The organism is Streptomyces sp. NPDC096136, assembly GCF_044763325.1.
Lineage (GTDB): Bacteria > Actinomycetota > Actinomycetes > Streptomycetales > Streptomycetaceae > Streptomyces.
Genome location: NZ_JBIWFZ010000008.1, coordinates 1 through 18,693, shown reverse-complemented (window position 1 = coordinate 18,693; position 18,693 = coordinate 1). Strand labels below are relative to the sequence as shown.

General features: G+C 74.6%; 16 protein-coding genes. 11 read left to right on the top strand and 5 right to left on the bottom strand.

Going from position 1 to position 18,693, the window contains the following annotated elements; all coding sequences use genetic code 11:
- Positions 1 to 49 precede the first annotated feature (49 nt).
- Positions 50 to 1,042 carry a DNA-3-methyladenine glycosylase family protein gene (locus ACIRBY_RS18475; protein WP_403901673.1) on the top strand — a complete coding sequence of 331 codons (993 nt, stop codon included), beginning with the start codon at positions 50 to 52 and terminating at the stop codon, positions 1,040 to 1,042.
- A gap of 42 nt (positions 1,043 to 1,084) precedes the next feature.
- Here ACIRBY_RS18475 and ACIRBY_RS18470 read toward each other — a convergent pair whose 3' ends face one another.
- The 3 genes from ACIRBY_RS18470 to ACIRBY_RS18460 all read right to left on the bottom strand — a co-directional run bounded on the left by ACIRBY_RS18470 (position 1,085) and on the right by ACIRBY_RS18460 (position 3,959).
- Entirely contained in the window at positions 1,085 to 2,380 is a 1,296-nt protein-coding gene (locus ACIRBY_RS18470; RefSeq protein ID WP_403901672.1) for a coenzyme F420-0:L-glutamate ligase, read from the bottom strand.
- Positions 2,377 to 3,336: a 2-phospho-L-lactate transferase gene (cofD, locus tag ACIRBY_RS18465; RefSeq protein WP_403901671.1), complete on the bottom strand. Its 960-nt coding sequence runs from the start codon at positions 3,334 to 3,336 to the stop codon at positions 2,377 to 2,379. Before cofD ends, ACIRBY_RS18470 begins: the two co-directional genes overlap by 4 nt.
- 68 nt (positions 3,337 to 3,404) lie before the next feature.
- A complete protein-coding gene (locus ACIRBY_RS18460; RefSeq protein WP_403901670.1) occupies positions 3,405 to 3,959 on the bottom strand; it encodes a cysteine dioxygenase in 555 nt (184 codons plus the stop codon).
- Between the two features lie 649 nt (positions 3,960 to 4,608).
- Between ACIRBY_RS18460 and ACIRBY_RS18455 the strand changes: the two genes are divergently transcribed.
- The 3 genes from ACIRBY_RS18455 (at position 4,609) to ACIRBY_RS18445 (ending at position 10,230) form a co-directional block, all read left to right on the top strand.
- Complete coding sequence (locus ACIRBY_RS18455; RefSeq protein WP_403901668.1) at positions 4,609 to 4,872, top strand: WhiB family transcriptional regulator; 264 nt, start codon at positions 4,609 to 4,611, stop codon at positions 4,870 to 4,872.
- Positions 4,873 to 5,128: 256 nt separating this feature from the next.
- A complete protein-coding gene (locus ACIRBY_RS18450) occupies positions 5,129 to 8,746 on the top strand; it encodes a glycosyltransferase (RefSeq protein WP_403901667.1) in 3,618 nt (1,205 codons plus the stop codon).
- Entirely contained in the window at positions 8,743 to 10,230 is a 1,488-nt protein-coding gene (locus tag ACIRBY_RS18445) for a DUF5719 family protein (RefSeq protein ID WP_403901666.1), read from the top strand. The genes ACIRBY_RS18450 and ACIRBY_RS18445 overlap by 4 nt, the downstream gene beginning before the upstream one ends.
- 29 nt (positions 10,231 to 10,259) lie before the next feature.
- Here the strand turns inward: ACIRBY_RS18445 and ACIRBY_RS18440 are convergent, their stop codons facing one another.
- Positions 10,260 to 10,736, bottom strand: coding sequence for a metallopeptidase family protein (locus ACIRBY_RS18440; protein WP_403901665.1), 477 nt, complete (start codon positions 10,734 to 10,736; stop codon positions 10,260 to 10,262).
- A 217-nt stretch (positions 10,737 to 10,953) separates the two neighbouring features.
- Between ACIRBY_RS18440 and ACIRBY_RS18435 the strand changes: the two genes are divergently transcribed.
- The 6 genes from ACIRBY_RS18435 to ACIRBY_RS18410 all read left to right on the top strand — a co-directional run bounded on the left by ACIRBY_RS18435 (position 10,954) and on the right by ACIRBY_RS18410 (position 16,623).
- Positions 10,954 to 11,328 carry a DUF3499 domain-containing protein gene (locus tag ACIRBY_RS18435; protein WP_042818885.1) on the top strand — a complete coding sequence of 125 codons (375 nt, stop codon included), beginning with the start codon at positions 10,954 to 10,956 and terminating at the stop codon, positions 11,326 to 11,328.
- A 78-nt stretch (positions 11,329 to 11,406) separates the two neighbouring features.
- Positions 11,407 to 12,777, top strand: a complete 1,371-nt coding sequence (locus tag ACIRBY_RS18430) for a phosphomannomutase/phosphoglucomutase (protein ID WP_403901664.1) — start codon at positions 11,407 to 11,409, stop codon at positions 12,775 to 12,777.
- Between the two features lie 229 nt (positions 12,778 to 13,006).
- A complete protein-coding gene (locus ACIRBY_RS18425; protein ID WP_403901662.1) occupies positions 13,007 to 13,192 on the top strand; it encodes a Trm112 family protein in 186 nt (61 codons plus the stop codon).
- A gap of 53 nt (positions 13,193 to 13,245) precedes the next feature.
- Positions 13,246 to 14,379, top strand: a complete 1,134-nt coding sequence (locus tag ACIRBY_RS18420; protein ID WP_403901660.1) for an SIS domain-containing protein — start codon at positions 13,246 to 13,248, stop codon at positions 14,377 to 14,379.
- 45 nt (positions 14,380 to 14,424) lie between these two features.
- Positions 14,425 to 15,597 (top strand): mannose-6-phosphate isomerase, class I, encoded by a 1,173-nt coding sequence (manA, locus tag ACIRBY_RS18415; protein WP_403901658.1) that lies wholly within the window; start codon positions 14,425 to 14,427, stop codon positions 15,595 to 15,597.
- A 75-nt stretch (positions 15,598 to 15,672) separates the two neighbouring features.
- Positions 15,673 to 16,623 carry a cation diffusion facilitator family transporter gene (locus ACIRBY_RS18410; protein WP_403901657.1) on the top strand — a complete coding sequence of 317 codons (951 nt, stop codon included), beginning with the start codon at positions 15,673 to 15,675 and terminating at the stop codon, positions 16,621 to 16,623.
- 109 nt (positions 16,624 to 16,732) lie between these two features.
- Here the strand turns inward: ACIRBY_RS18410 and lepB are convergent, their stop codons facing one another.
- Complete coding sequence (gene lepB, locus ACIRBY_RS18405) at positions 16,733 to 17,476, bottom strand: signal peptidase I (protein WP_403901656.1); 744 nt, start codon at positions 17,474 to 17,476, stop codon at positions 16,733 to 16,735.
- Positions 17,477 to 17,868: 392 nt separating this feature from the next.
- Here lepB and ACIRBY_RS18400 point away from each other — a divergent pair.
- A partial coding sequence (locus ACIRBY_RS18400; protein WP_403901655.1) for an adenosylhomocysteinase occupies positions 17,869 to 18,693 on the top strand: 825 nt, incomplete at its 3' end.

Genomic DNA, 18,693 nt, shown 5'->3' with positions numbered 1-18,693 from the left:
CCGGGGCGGGCCCGCCCCGGCCGTCACCCCCCGCCGCTACCCTCGAAGCATGGCCGGACGCTTCGACCCCCTCACCCGTACCGACCTCCGCGCCGGTCGTACGCCGGTGCCCGCCGGGCCCGGGGTGCCCGCCGGGGGCGGGGCGAAGCGGCGTTCCTGGAGCCCCGGCCGGCCCGTCGACCTGGGGCTCGTCCTCGGCCCCCTGCGCCGGGGGCCGGCCGACCCCACCTTCCGCACCACCCCCGACGGGTCGGTCTGGCGGGCCACGCGGACCCCCGACGGGCCCGCCGCCCTCCGGATCTCCGCCACTCCCGACGGGGCGGAGGCCGAGGCGTGGGGGGCGGGGGCCGACTGGGTCCTCGACGGGCTCCCGGCGCTGCTCGGCGCCGACGACGACCCCTCCGCCTTCGTGCCCCGCCACCGCCTCGTGCACGCCAGCCACCGCCGCCGGCCCGGCCTGCGCCTGACCCGCACCGGGCTGGTCCTGGAGTCGCTGATCCCGACCGTCCTGGAGCAGAAGGTCACCTCCGACGAGGCCTACCGCTCCTGGCGCCGCCTGGTCCACCGGCACGGCGAGCCGGCCCCGGGGCCGGGCGGCCTGTACGTGATGCCCTCCGCCCGGGACTGGGCGCTGATCCCCTCCTGGGACTGGCACCGGGCCGGGGTGGACGCGAAGCGCTCCGCCACCATCGTGCGGGCCGCCCGGGTGGCGGCCCGGCTGGAGGAGGCGGCCGCCATGGAGCTGCCGCAGGCCGCCGCACGGCTGGAGGCGGTGCCCGGCATCGGGCCGTGGACCTCGGCCGAGACCCTCCAGCGCAGCAACGGCGCCGCGGACGCCGTCACCACCGGTGACCTGCACCTGCCCGGGATCATCGGCTACGCCCTCACGGGCGACCGGGACGCGGGCGACGCCGAGATGCTGGAGCTCCTCGCCCCGTACGCGGGCCAGCGCCACCGCGCGGCCCGCCTCGTCCTGCTGGCCGGCCGCACGCCGCCGCGCCGCGCCCCCCGCATGTACCGGAGCGACATCAGCCGTCTCTGAGACGGGCGGGGGCGGGAGGCGACGGGCGGGTCCGGGTCCGGCCTACCGGACCTCGATGAACTCCTCCGCCGCCCGGCCCGGCCGCTGCGCGGGGGCCGCGGCCGGGTGGCCCACCGCGACGGCCCCCATCGGGTCCCAGTCCTCCGGCAGCCCGAGCACCTTGCGGACCACGTCCCGGCAGAACATCGTCGACGACACCCACGCCGAGCCCAGCCGCTCCCCGGCCAGGGCGACCAGGAAGTTCTGCACGCCCGCGCCCGTGGCGACCACGAACATCTCCCGCTCGGCGGCGTCGCGCCGCGCGTGCCCGTAGTCGTGCGCGCCGTCCGTGACCATGCACGGCACCACCAGGTAGGGGGCGTTGCGCAGCACGTCCCCGCGCCGTACCCGGCGGGCGATGGACTCCTCGGACCTGCCGTCGCGCCGCAGGTCGGCGATCCACGCGTCCCGCATGGCGTCCAGCAGTTCCAGCCGGGCGGCGGCCGACTCCAGCAGGACGAACCGCCACGGCGTCGTGTGGTGCGGGGCCGGGGCCGTCACCGCCGCCGCCACCGCGCGGCGCACCGCGCCGGGGTCGACCGGCTCGTCGGTGAAGGCGCGGACGGTACGGCGCTGCGTGACGGCTTCCCGTACGGCCTCCGAGGTGCCCAGCCGGAACATGTCGTCGGCCGGTGCCCGCACGAGGTCCCGGGCGGTGGAGGCGCCGCCCACCAGGTGCCCCAGTCCCCGGACGACCGCCACCGGGAGCCCGTTCGCCTTGCCCTTGACGAGGTCCCCGGCGGCCGCGAGTTCGTCCGCGGTCGCCACGACGGTCGCGCTGAGCGGGTTGCCGTGGGCATCGGTGCCGCCGCGCAGGTCGTCCAGGACGTGCACCCCGGCCGCGCCGATGGCGACGTCGGTGAGCCCGGAGCGCCAGGGCCGGCCGAAGGTGTCGGTGACCACCACGCCCACGTCGACCGAGAGCAGCGCCCGCAGCCCGGTCCGCAGGGCGGCCGCGGAGGCGTCGGGGTCCTCGGGGAGCAGCAGCACGGTGCCGGGCTCGGTGTTCGAGGCGTCGACGCCGGCCGCGGCCATCACCAGGCCCTGCCGGTTCTCGACGATCCGCAGCGGGCCCCGGCGGGCGACGACGCGGACGGTCTCCGCGTCGATGGCCTCCTCGCGGGAGTCGGCCCGTACGATCCGCCCCTCCGCCTTCGAGACGATCTTGGAGGTGACCAGCAGGACGTCCCCGTCGCGCAGGTCGGGCGCCGCGCCCGCGATCAGCGCGGCGAGGTCGTCGCCGGGCCGGACCTCGGGGATCCCGGGGAGGGCGCGCACCTCGTACGAGGGCGTGCTCACCGGCTCTGCCCGGCGAGGTCCAGTGCGGCGCGGGCCATGGCGGCGGTGGCGGCGGGGTCGGTCATCATCAGCGGCACGGCCCGGCAGGCGATGCCCGCGGCGGTGACCGCGTCGACCGCGTCGGCGTCGGAGGTGTCGACGAGCCAGCCGTCGAGCAGCTCGGACCCGTAGTGCAGGGCGACGGCGGCGGCCGTGGACTCCACGCCGACCGCGGCGAGCACCTTGTCGGCCATGCCGCGCACGGGGGCGCCGCCGACGATGGGGGAGAGGCCGACGACGGGCGCCGGGGCCTGCGCCACCGCTTCGCGGATGCCGGGGACGGCGAGGATGGTGCCGATGGAGACGACCGGGTTGGAGGGCGGGAAGAGGATGACGTCGGCGGCCGCGATGGCCTCCAGTACGCCCGGCGCGGGCTTGGCCTGCTCGGCGCCGACGGGGACGACGGCCTCGGCGTCGAGGGAGGCGCGCAGTTTGACCCAGTACTCCTGGAAGTGGATGACGCGGCGCTCGCCGGTCTCCGGGTCGTTGACGGCGACGTGCGTCTCGACGCGGTCGTCGGACATGGGCAGCAGGCGGACGCCGGGCTGCCAGCGGTCGCAGAGGGCCTCGGTGACGGCGCTGAGCGGGTAGCCGGCGTCGATCATCTGGGTGCGGACGATGTGGGTGGCGAAGTCGCGGTCTCCGAGGCCGAACCAGGAGGGTCCGACCCCGTACGCCGCGAGTTCCTCCTTGACGGTGAAGGACTCGTCGGTGCGGCCCCAGCCCTGGTCCTCGTTGATGCCACCGCCGAGGGTGTACATCACCGTGTCCAGATCGGGGCAGACCTTCAGCCCGAACAGGTGGATGTCGTCACCGGTGTTGCCGATGACGGTGATGTCCGCGTCGGGGACCGCCGACAGCAGTCCGCGGAGGAAACGGGCGCCGCCGATACCGCCGGCCAGAACAACAATGCGCATGCGGACAGTCTGTCAGCAGCCGCGGGGCGTCCGGCGCGGGCGTCCGCCGCGGGGCGGTGGCCGGGCCGTCAGGCCGGGACGTGCTCCTGGTGGGCCGGGGAGCAGCTGTGCATCGGCATCTCGGTGAGGCCGGGGAAGTAGACGTGCAGGCTGACGGCTCCTTCGAGGGCGTCGTTGACGACCTCGTGGGCGTAGCCGGGGGCGAAGACGCGCTGGGCGCCGGCGCGGTGGGTGAGCCGTCCGCGGGGGGTGTGCTCGGTGAGCTCCCCGTCGAGGACGGTCAGGACGCCGGAGGAGGCGCCGTGGTCGTGGAGGCCGCTGCCCTGGCCGGGGACCCAGCTGAGCAGCCAGACCTCATAGCCGGGGCCGGTGCGCAGGCGGTGGTACCAGCGGGTGGTGGCGTCGTACTGGACGAGGTGCTCCCAGCTCGCGCGGTCCTCGGCGATGGAGCGGGCGAGGCCGACGAACTCGGCGACGGTGGCCGGGTGTTCGCGGGCGGGCTGGAGGAGGTGCTGGACGGCGAGGATGTCGCCGGCGATCTGGAGGTCGCTCTCGACGACGGCGGGGGCGGCGGAGGAGGCGGCGGTGGAGGAGGCGACGTTGGAGGCGGGGGCGCTGTTCATCGTGGGGGTGTCCTCGACGTGTGTCAGTCGTGCGGGGCGGTTGCTGTGGGGGGAGTGGCCGGTGCGCGGAGGAGGCGGTGCTCCTGGGGCATCAACAGCTGCAACAGCAACAGCGAACCTGGGCAGCACACAGGAACCCACGAATGGGGGTCCGGGTGGTGGCTGCGGGCGCTGACATGGAGACAAGGAGACCGGGCCGAGGGCCGGACTGTCAACCCAATGTCCGTTTTGAGCGGAAACTTTCACCTCATCCGGTTACTGTGCGCGGAGAAAGGTTTGTGCAGTCCGTGCCGGGGGATGTGCCGCTCCACGGATCCAGTGGGAGCCGCGCTCAAACCTCTCGACGCCAAGTCGTGACCGGAATGTGATCCGCACCGCATCTTCGGCCGGATTGCAACCCCTCCACGGAGTGAAGCGTCGGCCCAGGGGAGAGGGTGTCGCTCGCCGGGGCCGGTGGCTTCTGTCACGATTTTTGGCGATATGAACACTTTCTGCATACGTTTGGTTCCGCAGAGTGAATAAGGCGCCCAATAGCAGATCTCGGCTTGACTGGGCAGAAGCCACACACTTGTAATTTCACTCGTGTCGTTACCTGGTGACCGGGTAACGGCGACACCACGGGGACGCACAGACAGAGCGAGGGGCGCACATGACCGAGCTGTTTCAGGAACTGCTGGTCGAGGAGGCGGACGAGGAGCTCGGATGGCAGGAGCGCGCTCTGTGCGCCCAGACCGACCCCGAGTCCTTCTTTCCCGAGAAGGGCGGCTCCACCCGCGAGGCCAAGAAGGTCTGCCTCGCCTGTGAGGTCCGCTCCGAATGCCTCGAGTACGCCCTCTCCAACGACGAGCGATTCGGCATCTGGGGCGGCCTGTCCGAAAGAGAACGCCGCCGCCTGAAGAAGGCAGCGGTCTGACCCGGCCGCCCGACGGCCCGCAGAACCGCACGCAGACCACCTGGTCAACCGCGCTCCGCGGAGCGCCGCACAGCCCAGCAGACAGAGCGAACGGTCCGCCTCCCGCACCTTCCCCGCAGGAGGCGGACCGTCGCGTTCAGGGCCTTCCCCGCAGGAGGCGGACCCGCCCCTTCCCAGCCGTTAGTGTGGGGCGCTGTCCAGCAGCCTCCGAGGGCACACCACCCCCGGATCCCCAGGCCGGAGGGCCCGTACCGCGATGTCCCCGCACAGCAACTCGCCGGTCTCCCACCAGGCGGCCGCCACCCCCGAGTTCCCCCGGCACGTCGTCACCGCGGTCCTCGTCGCCCACGACGGGGCCCGCTGGCTGCCCCAGACCCTCGCCGGACTCCTCGCCCAGGAACGCCCCGCGCAGGCCCACGTCGCCGCCGACACCGGCAGCGCCGACGAGTCCGCCCGCCTCCTCGCCGAGGCCCTCGGCGACGAACGCGTCCTGCACCTGGCCCGCCGCACCGGTTTCGGCGCCGCCGTCGACGAGGCCGCCCGCACCGCCGGGACCCTCACCCCCGACGACCTGCCCTACCTCAAGCGCCCCAGCGGCTGGGACCCCGTCAGCCGCACCTGGCGCGACGACACCTACGACCTCCCCGACCTCCCCCACGGCGAGCCCGTCCAGTGGCTGTGGCTCCTCCACGACGACAGCGCCCCCGAACCCGACGCCCTCACCGAACTCCTGCGCGTCGCCGACCAGAACCCCGAAGCCGCCGTCATCGGCCCCAAGCTCCGCGGCTGGTACGACCGCAAGCAGCTCCTCGAAGCCGGCGTGACCATCGCCCGCGGCGGCCGCCGCTGGACCGGCCTCGACCGCCGCGAACAGGACCAGGGCCAGCACGACCAGGTCCGACCCGTCCTCGCCGTCTCCACCGCCGGCATGCTCGTGCGCCGCGACGTCTACGACGACCTCGGCGGCTTCGACCGCCGCCTGCCCCTCATGCGCGACGACGTCGACCTGTGCTGGCGCGCCCACAGCGCCGGCCACACCGTCCTCGTCGCCCCCGACGCCGTCCTGCGCCACGCCGAGGCCGCCGCCCGCGAGCGCCGCACCGTCGACTGCGCCGGCCGCTCCGCCGTCGACCCCCACCGCGTCGACAAGGCCGGCGCCGTCCACACCCTGCTGGCCAACACCCCCGGCCGCGCCCTGCCCTACGTCCTGCTGCGCCTGGTCCTCGGCACCCTCCTGCGCACCCTCGGCTACCTCGTCGGCAAGGCCCCCGCCCAGGCCGCCGCCGAGTTCACCGGCCTGCTCGCCACCCTGCTGCGCCCCGGCCGCATCCTCGCCGCCCGCAAGGCCCGCCGCAGCACCGTGCCCGCCGCCGAACTGCGGCCCCTGTTCCCCCCGCCCGGAGCCACCCTGCGGGCGAGCGCCGAACAGTTCGCCGCCTACCTCGGCTCCGGCCGCGACACCGACACCGCCCCCACCGGACGGCACGGCGGCGCCGTCGAGTCCGGGCCCGGCGGCGACGACGCCGACTACCTGGAGATCGAGCAGTTCTCCCGGCTCAAGCGGATCGCCCGCAGGCCCGCCCCCGTCCTCTTCGCCCTGCTCCTGCTGGTCTCCCTCGCCGCGTGCCGCGCCCTCGTCGGCGGCGGCAGCCTCATGGGCGGCGCCCTGCTCCCCGCCCCCGCGAGCGCCCTGGACCTCTGGCACCGCTACACCACCGACTGGCAGCCCGCCGGCACCGGCACCACCGCCGGGGCGCCGCCCTACCTCGCCGTCCTGGCCGCCCTCTCCGCCCTGCTGTTCGGCTCCACCAAGGCCGCGCTGGCCCTGCTGCTCGTCTGCTCGGTCCCGCTCGCCGGCCTCACCGCCTACTTCGCCTCCCGGCCGCTGGTCGAGTCCCGGCTGCTGCGCGCGTGGGCCGCCGTCGCCTACGCCTTCCTGCCCGCCGTCACCGGAGCCCTCGCCGCGGGCCGCCTGGGCACCGCCGTCCTCGCCGTCCTCCTGCCCCTGCTGGCCCGCTCCGCCGTCACCGCCTTCGGGTTCGCGGACCGCGACGCCCCCGGCACCTGGCGCGCGGTGTGGACGCACACCCTGCTGCTGACCCTGGCCGCCGCCTTCACCCCCGTCGTCTGGCCGCTCGCCGCCGCCCTCGCCGCCGGCGCGCTGCTGGTGCGCCGGGCGCGCTGGAAGACGTACGCCCCCCGGCTGCTCGCCGCCCTCGCCGTCCCCGTCCTCGTCCTCGCACCCTGGTCCCTGGGCCTGTTCACCCACCCCGAACGCCTCCTGCGCGAGGCCGGGCTCCCCTACGGCAGCGGCTCCGCCACCCCCCTCGGCCTGCTCACCGCCGACCCCGGCGGACCCGGCACCGCAGGCGGGCTCCTCCTCGCCGGAACCCTGCTCGCCGCCCTCGCCGCCCTGCTCCGCGCCGACCGCCGCCCGGCCCTCGCCACCGCCTGGACCGCGGCCCTGGCCGGGCTGCTCCTCGCCGTCCTCCTCAACCGCACCGGCTGGGCCGGCCCCGGCACCCTCCTCTACGGGCTCGGCCTGATCGCGGCCGCCGTGATCGGCGCGGACGGCGCCCGGGAACGCGTCGCGGCCCGCAGCTTCGGCTGGCGCCAGCCGCTGGCCGCCCTCACCGCCCTCGCCGCGGCCGCCGGACCGCTGCTCGCGGCGGCCGTCTGGACGGTCGCCGGCGCCGACGGCCCGATCGGACGCCGCGACCCCGTGCGGGTCCCGGCCTTCGTCGCCGCCCAGTCCGACGACAGCAACCGCACCCGCACCCTCGTCCTCGGCGGCGACTCGCCCGCCACCGTCTCCTACACCCTGGTCCGCGGCGGGGGCGTCCTCCTCGGCGACGCCGAGGTCCTCGCCGGGGCGGGCGCCCAGCCCCGCCTCACCCAGGCCGTCTCCAGCCTGGTCTCCGGCTCCGGCGCCGACCAGTCCGAGCAGCTCAGCGCCTTCGCCGTGCGGTACGTGATGATCCCGCCCGGCGGGCCCGCCGGGCTGCGGCAGATCCTCGACGGCACCCCCGGCCTCAAGCAGCACCACCAGGACGACGGCACCGCCGTCTGGGAGGTCCAGCGCCTCCCCGCCCGCGTCGCGATCGTCCCCGCCAAGCAGGGCCAGGCCCCCATCGCCGTCGACGCCGGACCCGTCGAGGCCCACGCGAAGATCCCGGCCGGCGAGGAGGGCCGCACCCTGCGCGTCGCCGACCGCGCCGACCCGGGCTGGAAGGCCACCCTCGGCGGCAAGCCCCTCACCCCCGTCACCGTCGACGGCTGGGCGCAGGGCTTCGAGCTGCCCCGGGAGGGCGGCCGGCTCGACCTCGTGCACGAGGACTCCGCGGCCCGGGACGCCTGGCACTGGGCGCAGGGCCTGCTCGCCGTGGTCCTGCTGGTGATGGCCCTGCCGGGCCGGCCCGCCCGCCTCGACGACGACCTCCCGGAGGAGGCCGCCCCCGCCGCGGCGGACGGCGGGCCCGGCCAGGGCCGCCGGGCCCGCCGCCGGGGCGCGCCCGCCGCCGCACCCGAGCCGGAGGCCGGCCCGGCCGAGGCCGTCGTCGACCCGTACGCGCAGATCCCCGCCCAGCAGGTGTACGGCGAGGAGTCGTACGCCTACCAGGAGCCCTACGCGTACGAGCCCGCCCAGGAACCCCCGTACGGGCCCGGCCACGAGCAGCAGCCGCCCGGCGCGCCGCAGTACCCGCAGGCCCCGCCGTACCCCGAGTACCCGCAGTACGACGGGACCTACGCCCAGCCCGGGCAGCAGTACCCCTTCCCGCACCAGCAGCAGCCCTACCCGTACGAGTACGAGCCCCAGCAGTACGACACCTACGGACAGCACCACCCGCGTCCGGACGGGAGCCACCAGCCGTGAAGCAGCGCGCCCCCCTGACGCTCGCGGCCGTGACGGCGGTCCTCGCCGCCGGCTGCGGCCTGGCCTTCGCCACCGCTCCCGGTGCGGCCCCGGCCGCCGACGCCCGGCGCGCGGCCGCCGCCCGGATGCCCGTGGAGCGCTCCGTGCTGGTCTGCCCGGCGCCCAGCTCCTCGGACATCGCCGACACCACCTACACCTCCGTCACCCCGCAGACCCCCGGGAAAGCCGCCGGCAAGGGCTCCGCCCGGCTGGCCACCAAGGAGGGCAAGGCCGTCCTGGAGCCCAAGGTGCCCGGCACACCGGTCGCGGCCACCGCCTCCGGCGCCGAGGCGCCCGCGCTGACGGGCTCCGCCCAGGGCGCCATGGCCCCCGGCTGGACCGCCCAGCAGACCACCAAGGTCGCGGTCGGCCAGGCGCGCGGCCTGCTCGGCCTCGCCTGCACCGCGCCCGGCACCGACTTCTGGTTCCCCGGCGTCAGCACCGCCAAGGGCCGCCAGGACTACGTCCACCTCACCAACCCCGACGACACCGTCGCCGAGGTCGGCATCAAGCTCTACGGCCCCGAAGGCCTGCTCAAGCCCAAGCCGGGCACCGCCGACCCCGTCATCACGGTCGAACCCCACTCCACCACCAAGGTGTGGCTGGCCCCCCTGGCCGCCGACGCCCAGCTCCCGGACGTCACCGCGCACGTGACGACCAGCTCCGGCCGGGTCGGGGCCTCCACGCAGATCGCCGAGGACGGCGTCGGCTCCGACTGGCTGCCGGCCGCCGCCGGCCCGGCCGGGTCCCTGGTCCTGCCCGGCATCCCGGCGGACGCCGCCTCGGTCCGGCTGGTCGCCTTCGCCCCCGGCGAGGACGACGCCGACCTGACCGTGAAGCTGTCCGGCCCGAACGGGTCCATCAGCCCGGCGGGCAAGGAGCAGCTGCACGTCAAGGCCGGGATGACCGCCTCCCTGGAGCTGGCCGACCTCACCCGCGGCGAGGCCGGCTCGCTGCTGCTGGCCCCCGCCGACCCGAAGAAGCCCGTCCCGGTGGTGGCGGCGCTGCGGGTGGTCCGCGGCACGGGCGCCAAGCAGGAGGTGGCCTTCATCCCGGCGAGCCCGCCGGCCGGGGAACGGGCCACCGTCGCCGACAACCGCCCCGAGGACAAGGCCACGACCCTGACGCTCACCGCCGCCGGCGCCGACGCCAGGGTCCGCATCACCGCGTCCCCGGGCACCGAGGGAGGCAGGGCCGCCGTCCAGGAACTCGCGCTCAAGGCGGGCACCACCCGCGCGCTGGCCCCCACCCCGGCCCCCGCCGGCGGCAAGGGCCCGTACGCGCTGACCGTCGAGACCCTCTCGGGCGGCCCGGTGTACGCGGCCCGCACGCTGACCCTGCCGCAGGACGGGATCCCGATGTTCACCGTCCAGACCTTCGGGGACGACCGCTCGCGGGTCTCCGTCCCCAAGGCCGTCGAGGACCCCTCCATCCTGGTCCGCTGAGCGGTGGCCGGCCCCCGGCGCGGCGGACCTCAGTCCTGCCCGTACCGGGGGTCGACCGTCTCCGGCGAGAGCCCGAGCAGCTCCGCGACCTGCTCCACGACGATCTCGTGCACCAGCAGTGCCCGCTCGTCGCGCGTCTTCGCACGGATCTCCACCGGCCGTCGGAACACCACGATCCGCGGCGGCCGCCCGTCACGGGCCTCCACCAGCCCGCCCAGCGGCACGGCCTCGTCGTTCCAGCCGGCGTCCGGACCGCCCGGCGGCCCGGGCACGTCCGCGATCACGAACTCCACCTCGTCCAGCTGCGGCCAGCGCCGCTCCAGCCGCTCCACGGAATCCCGCACGAGGTCGCCGAACAGCTCCGCCCGGCTCGCCGACAGCGGCACCTGGGGCGGGGCCAGCGGCCCGCGCATCCCGCGGCCGTGCCGGTCGCGCCGCCGGATTCTGGGCTCCCGGGGGGCCTGGGCGTCGGATCCGGGGCGAGGAGGAAGCGAACTGTCCGTCACCCCGGCAGGGTAGCCCGCGCGGAAGGGCGCGCCACGGCCTCGATCCGGTCACGACCTGGTGTCGCGGCGGTGTCGCGCCCCGAACGATCCGGGCAAGATCGCGCACCATTACGGACTCGGTGCCCCTGTTCGTCACCGCCCCGCGGACACGACACGGGGGAGTGGCCGGGGGGCGAGTCGTCGCGGCCCGGTCAAGAGTGCGGTACCGTCCAACGTCGTGAGCCTTGTACGTCGCTGTTCGCGCACCGCGTGCGGCCGCCCTGCCGTCGCCACACTGACGTACGTCTACGCCGACTCGACCGCAGTTCTCGGCCCGCTCGCCACCTACGCCGAACCCCACTGCTATGACCTGTGCGCCGAGCACTCCGAGCGCCTGACCGCCCCGCGCGGCTGGGAGGTCGTCCGCCTGTCGGACGGCTCCGGGCCGTCCCGCCCCAGCGGCGACGACCTCGAAGCCCTGGCCAACGCCGTCCGTGAGGCGGCCCGTCCGCCGGAGCGCGCGGCCGAGGCGGGAGGCTCCTCCGGGAGCGCGCCGACGCCCGGCGAGACGCGTCGCGGACACCTGCGCGTCCTGCGCTCGCCCGACTCCTGACACCCGGATCGTCTGAAAAGCCACTCTCCGTACAAGGTAGGTTTGCCCCACCGCACGTAATCCTCAGGAGGGCAGGCAGTGGCCGCAGATCTTTCGAACATCGTCAAGGCCTACGACGTACGCGGCGTCGTACCGGACGAGTGGGACGAGCCGCTGGCCGAACTGTTCGGCGCCGCGTTCGTCGAGGTCACCGGTGCGAGCGCCATCGTCGTCGGCCACGACATGCGGCCCTCCTCCCCCGGCCTGTCGGCCGCCTTCGCCCGCGGCGCGGCCGCCCGCGGCGTCGACGTCACGCTGATCGGGCTGTGCTCCACCGACCAGCTGTACTACGCCTCCGGCAAGCTGGACCTGCCCGGCGCCATGTTCACGGCCTCCCACAACCCGGCCCAGTACAACGGCATCAAGCTCTGCCGCGCCGGCGCCGCCCCCGTGGGCCAGGACACCGGCCTCGCCACCATCCGCGAGCTCGCCGAGAAGTGGACCGACGAGGGCGCCCCCGCGATCCCCGCCGGCACCGTCCCGGGCACCGTCACCGAGCAGGACACCCTCGCCGGCTACGCCGAGCACCTGAAGTCCCTGGTGGACCTCACGGCGATCCGCCCGCTGAAGGTCGTCGTCGACGCCGGCAACGGCATGGGCGGCCACACCGTCCCCACCGTCTTCGACGGCCTGCCCCTCGACCTCGTCCCGATGTACTTCGAGCTGGACGGCACCTTCCCGAACCACGAGGCCAACCCCCTCGACCCGAAGAACATCGTCGACCTCCAGGCCCGCGTGAAGGCCGAGGGCGCCGACCTCGGCCTCGCCTTCGACGGCGACGCCGACCGCTGCTTCGTCGTCGACGAGCGGGGCGAGGGCGTCTCCCCGTCCGCCATCACCGCCCTGGTCGCGGCCCGCGAGCTGGCCCGCAACGGCGGCGCCGGAACGATCATCCACAACCTGATCACCTCCTGGTCCGTCCCGGAGGTCGTCCGCGAGAACGGCGGCACCCCCGTCCGCACCCGCGTCGGCCACTCCTTCATCAAGGCCGAGATGGCCGCCTCCGGCGCGATCTTCGGCGGCGAGCACTCCGCGCACTACTACTTCAAGGACTTCTGGAACGCGGACACCGGCATGCTCGCCGCGCTCCACGTCCTCGCCGCCCTCGGCGGCCAGGACGGCCCGCTCTCCGAGCTGGTCTCCTCCTACGACCGCTACGTCGGCTCCGGCGAGATCAACTCCACCGTCGCCGACCAGGCCGCCCGCACCGCCGAGGTCAAGGCCGCCTACGCCGGCCAGGAGGGCGTCACCTTCGACGAGCTGGACGGCCTCACCGTCTCCGCCGCCGACTGGTGGTTCAACCTCCGCCCCTCGAACACCGAGCCGCTCCTGCGCCTCAACGTCGAGGCCCGCGACGAGGCCACCCTCGCCAAGATCCGCGACGCGGTCCTGGCCCTGGTCCGCGCCTAGCGACACCCTTCGGTGCGGCGGGGCGCGCCCCGCCCCGCCGCCCGAGAACCGGCCCCGCCGGCGGAGCCCGAATCCAGCCCCGCCGGCGTTCGAGGCACCGGGTCCGGCGCGCAGCCCCGGGGGCCGGGCACAGCCCGCCAGGCCCCCGGCCCCCCGCCGAGCCGCACGCCCGGTGACTCGGCGGTACGCTGACCTCGCCCAACCCGCACCCCCGAAGGGAAACCGCCCCATGCCGCTCGAAGCCGGCCTGCTGGAGATCCTCGCCTGCCCCGCCTGCCACGCGCCCTTCCAGGACAACTCGGCGGACGAGGCCACCCCCGAGCTGGTCTGCACCGGCCAGGACTGCGGCCTCGCGTACCCGGTCCGCGACGGCATCCCGGTCCTCCTCGTCGACGAGGCCCGCCGCCCCGCCTGACCCGGCCCCACCGCTCGACCAGCCTGGATCCGTCAACACCGCCGGAGGCCCCCATGCTCGACGAGTCACTCCTCGACGCACCGGACGATCTCGCCCGTGCCGACCGCCGCGGCCTGCTCCGCGGCGCCGCCGAGGCCGGGGCCAGAGTGCGCACCGCCGCCCGGCACGCCACCGAGGCCGGCCTCGCGGACCTGCGCCCCGACGGCCGCCCCCGCGCCGTGCTCATCGCCGGCCCCGGCACCGCCGCCACCGGCGTCGCCGACCTCCTCGGCGCCCTCGCCGGGGCCTCCGCCCCGGTCACCCGCCTCCACCCCACCGGCGTCGCGCACGCCTCCGGGGCGCTGCGCTGGACCCTGCCCGGCTGGGCCGGCCCCGTGGACCTGCTGCTCATCGCCACCACCGACGGCACCGAACCCGGCCTCGGCGTCCTCGCCGAACAGGCCTACCGGCGCGGCTGCACCGTCGTCGCCGTCGCCCCCGAGCGCTCGCCGCTCAGCGAGAACGTCGACGGCGCCCACGGACTCCTCGTACCGATGGCCAAGGCCCCGTACCAGGAGTACGACGAATCCGCCGCCGCCGGACCCGGCGCCCTGTGGGCCCTGCTCACCCCGCTGCTGCTGCTCCTCGACAAGGTCGGGCTGATCGCGGCCGCCCCCGACACCCTCCAGCGCGTCGCCGACCGCCTCGACCGCACCGCCGAACGCTGCGGCCCGGCGATCGCCACGTACTCCAACCCGGCCAAGACCCTCGCCGCCGAACTCGCCGACTCCCTCCCCCTCATCTGGAGCGAGGGAACCGGCGCCGGCCCGGCCGGCCGCCGCTTCGCCGCGACCCTCGCCGAACTCGCCGGCCGCCCCGCGCTCGCCGCCGACCTCCCCGAGGCCCTGCCCCGGCACGGCGTGCTGCTCGCCGGCTCCTTCGCCGCCGGAGCCGACCCCGACGACTTCTTCCGCGACCGCGTCGAGGAGCCCCAGGCCCTGCGCGCCCGCGTCGTACTGCTGCGCGACCGGCCCACCGGCGGGCTCACCGCCGCACCGGCCGCGCGCGAGCTCGCCCTCAGCCACGACACGGCCATCAGCGAGCTCGAACCGGAGGAGGGCGGAGAACTGGAACAGCTCGCCGAACTCCTCGCCGTCACCGACTTCGCCACCGCCTACCTGGCGCTGGCGTCCCGGGGACAGAGCTGAGGCACACACCCGTGCCCGCACCGCACCAGATCCAGAAAGACGACGATGGACCGCCTGACGAACACGATCCGCCCCTACGCGTGGGGATCCACCACCGCGATCCCGGCCCTCCTCGGGGTCGAGCCGACCGGTGAGCCCCAGGCCGAGATGTGGATGGGCGCCCACCCCGGAGCCCCCTCCCGCCTCGACCGCGGAGCCGGCGAGACCACCCTGTCGGCCGTCATCGCCGCCGACCCCGAGGGCGAGCTCGGCTCCGCCGCCGTCGCGAAGTTCGGCCCGTCCCTGCCGTTCCTCCTGAAGGTCCTCGCCGCCGGCGCCCCCCTCTCCGTCCAGGTCCACCCCGACCTCGCCCAGGCCAAGGCAGGCTTCGAGGACGAGGAGCGGCGCGGCGTCCCCATCGACGCGGGCCACCGCAACTACAAGGACGCCAACCACAAGCCCGAACTCATCTGCGCCCTCACCCCCTTCGACGGCCTGTGCGGCTTCCGCCCGCCGACCGAGGCCGCCGACCTCCTCGAAGGCCTCGGCGTCGATTCCCTGAAGCCGTACGTCGACCTCCTGCGCGCCCACCCCGAGGAGGCGGCCCTGCGCGAGGTCCTCACCGCCGTCCTCGGCGCCGACCGCGCGGAGACGGCCCACACCGTCGCCGAGACCGCGGCCGCCGCCGAGCGCCTCGGCGGCCCGTACGCGCCGTACGCCGGCCTCGTCCACGACTACCCCGGCGACCCGGGCGTGATCGCGGCCATGCTCCTCAACCACGTGCGGCTCCAGCCCGGCGAGGCCATGTTCCTCGGCGCCGGCATCCCGCACGCCTACCTCGACGGCCTCGGCGTCGAACTCATGGCCAACTCGGACAACGTCCTGCGCTGCGGGCTCACCCCCAAGCACGTCGACGTCCCGGAGCTGCTGAAGGTCGTCGTCTTCGAGCCCAGCGCCCCCGGCGTCCTGCGCCCCGAGGCCGACGGCGAGGAGGTCTACGAGACCCCCATCGACGAGTTCCGCCTCTCCCGCTTCGCCCTGGCCCCCGGCGGCGCCGCCCAGGCCCTCCCGGACACCACCCCGCAGATCCTGCTCTGCACCGCCGGGCAGTGCACGGCGCGTTCGGCGCGGACCGGCGAACTGGCCCTGGTTCCGGGCGAGTCGGTGTTCGTCCCGGCGGGCGAAACGGTCGAACTGTCCGGAAACGGCACCGTCTTCCGGGCCACCGTCGTCGTCTGACCCGGCAACGGCCGCACGGGCAGCTGCAACAATGTGCGGCCGTAGCCAGTGGCCAGGAAAGGACATCCAGCACCCATGAGCGCGTCGGGCGGCACCAAGGCGATCGTGGCGGCACTCGCCGCCAACCTGGCCATCGCTGTGGCCAAGTTCGTGGCATTCCTCTTCAGCGGCTCCTCGTCGATGCTCGCGGAGAGCGTCCACTCGGTCGCCGACTCCGGCAACCAGGGCCTGCTGCTGCTCGGCGGCAAGAAGGCGAAGCGCGAGGCCACCCCGCAACACCCCTTCGGGTACGGGCGCGAACGCTACATCTACGCCTTCATCGTCTCCATCGTCCTCTTCACGGTCGGCGGCCTGTTCGCCCTCTACGAGGGCTACGAGAAGATCCACGACCCGCACCCCATCGAGGCCTGGTACTGGCCCGTCGGCGTGCTCGTCTTCGCGGTCGTCGCGGAGGGCTTCTCCTTCCGCACCGCGATCAAGGAGTCGAACGAGACCCGCGGCCAGCAGTCCTGGGGCCAGTTCATCAAGAGCGCCAAGGCGCCCGAGCTCCCCGTGGTCCTGCTGGAGGACCTCGGCGCGCTCATCGGCCTCGTCCTCGCCCTGTTCGGCGTCGGCCTCGCCCTCCTCACCGGCAACGGCGTGTGGGACGGCATCGGCACCGTCTGCATCGGCACCCTGCTGATCGTCATCGCCGTCGTCCTGGCCCTGGAGACCAAGTCCCTGCTCCTGGGCGAGTCCGCCGGCGCGGCGGAGGTCGAGAAGATCAAGGCCGCGCTCGTCGACGGGGACACCGTCACCGGCGTCATCCACATGCGCACCCTGCACCTCGGCCCCGAGGAGCTCCTGGTCGCCGCCAAGATCGCCGTCCAGCACGACGACACCGCGACCGAGGTGGCCAACGCCATCAACGCCGCCGAGGCCCGCATCCGTGCCTCCGTCCCGATCGCCCGCGTGATCTACCTGGAGCCGGACATCTACAACCCCGAGGCCGCGAAGGCCTCCAAGGCGGCCGGGACCGACGGCTGACAAGACCGACGGCTGACCGGCCGGACCGGTACCGGGCACACGAAGGCCCCCGCGGCTCATCACGAGCCGCGGGGGCCTTCACCCGTCTTCCGCCCCTGCGGAGGGGACGCTACGACGGCGCGTCCGCGCGCTCACCGGACGCCGCCGTAGCCTGGGCCGGCGCGGCCGCCACGGCCACGGGCGCGGCCGCCGGAGCGGGGACGGCGGCCTCCGCCCGGGCCCGCCGCCCCGCCCGCCGGGCCGTGAACGCCAGCACCGCGCCGACCACCATCACCAGCACACCGGCCAGCTGCCCCCACACGGCCAGCTTCGCCATCGGGTACATCACGACCTTGGCGACGACCCTGTCCGCCGCGACCGGCCCGTTGTTCGCGTACTGCGAGCCGTCCGAGTTCATCCGGTTGTCGGCCATCAGGAACACGGACCCCTCGGGCACCGTCACGTCGAAGGCCACCGCCGACGGGTTCTTCCACTGCTCCAGGTACGGCTCGTCCAGCGCCTCCCCGTTGAGCACCAGGCGGTACTGGCCGGCGATCTTGCTGCTCGGCTTGTAGCGGATGCGGTCCCCGGCCACGGCGATGACCCGGTTCATCTGCGTCTTCTGCAAGGACCACGGAACGGACGCGAGGACGATGTCACCCCGGCGCAGCTTCCCTGCGGCCACCGGCTCCAGGTAGATGCTCTCCCCGTCGGTGTAGGTCGGCGCCATCTGCCAGCCGGCCGCCCTGCCCTCCGAGTAGCGCGCCGGAGGGTTGACGGCCTTCGCCGCCGACACCCCTCCCAGGATGACCGCCCCGAGCACCAGCAGGACGATCGCCGCGATCCCGCGCCTGCGCCCTGGCCTGTGTGTCATTTCGTCCCTTCCGATGTACCTGCCTTGCATCGTAGGTCGACGCCGGCACGGCGGACGCCGCCGGGGCCCTGGTGCACCAAGTCCGCACATACCGATTCGGACACTGCCCGCACGCCGCCGACGAGGAGGTGATCAAAAGTCCGAAAGGCCCCGAACACTCCGTCGTGCGGTCCGGAAACCGAGCGGTACTCCTTCCCCTGCGGGCTGGGGGAGGCCGCGCCCACCGGTGTAGATTCGTCATCAGTGTCAGGCGTCGCTGCTGATGGCGGTCGGGCGGTCCTCGCGACCGGCCGAGGGGAGAGAGGGCCCCGCGGCGGACTGTGCTCGGCGCACCGGCTCGCCCGTGCGCGGCTCAGCCGTACCCACCTCTCGACCCATGAGGAGCAGCACCCATGGACTTCAAGGTCGCCGACCTTTCCCTCGCCGCCTTCGGCCGCAAGGAGATCACCCTGGCCGAGCACGAGATGCCGGGCCTGATGTCGATCCGCCGGGAGTACGCCGAGGCGCAGCCGCTGGCCGGCGCCCGCATCACCGGCTCCCTGCACATGACCGTGCAGACGGCCGTCCTGATCGAGACCCTGGTCGCGCTCGGCGCCGACGTCCGCTGGGCCTCCTGCAACATCTTCTCCACCCAGGACCACGCGGCCGCCGCCATCGCCGTCGGCCCGAACGGCACCCCGGAGAACCCGCAGGGCGTTCCGGTCTTCGCCTGGAAGGGCGAGACGCTGGAGGAGTACTGGTGGTGCACGGAGCAGGCGCTGACCTGGCCGAACACCCCCACCGGCGGCCCGAACATGATCCTCGACGACGGTGGCGACGCCACCCTCCTCGTCCACAAGGGCGTCGAGTTCGAGAAGGCCGGCGCGGCCCCGGACCCGTCCACGGCTGACTCCGAGGAGTACGGCCACATCCTCACCCTGCTCAACCGCACCCTCGGCGAGACCCCGCAGAAGTGGACCCAGCTGGCGTCCGAGATCCGCGGCGTGACGGAGGAGACCACGACGGGTGTCCACCGCCTGTACGAGATGATGCAGTCCGGTGACCTGCTGTTCCCGGCGATCAACGTGAACGACGCGGTGACGAAGTCGAAGTTCGACAACAAGTACGGCTGCCGTCACTCGCTGATCGACGGCATCAACCGTGCCACCGACGTGCTGATCGGCGGCAAGGTCGCGGTCGTGTGCGGTTACGGCGACGTGGGCAAGGGCTGTGCGGAG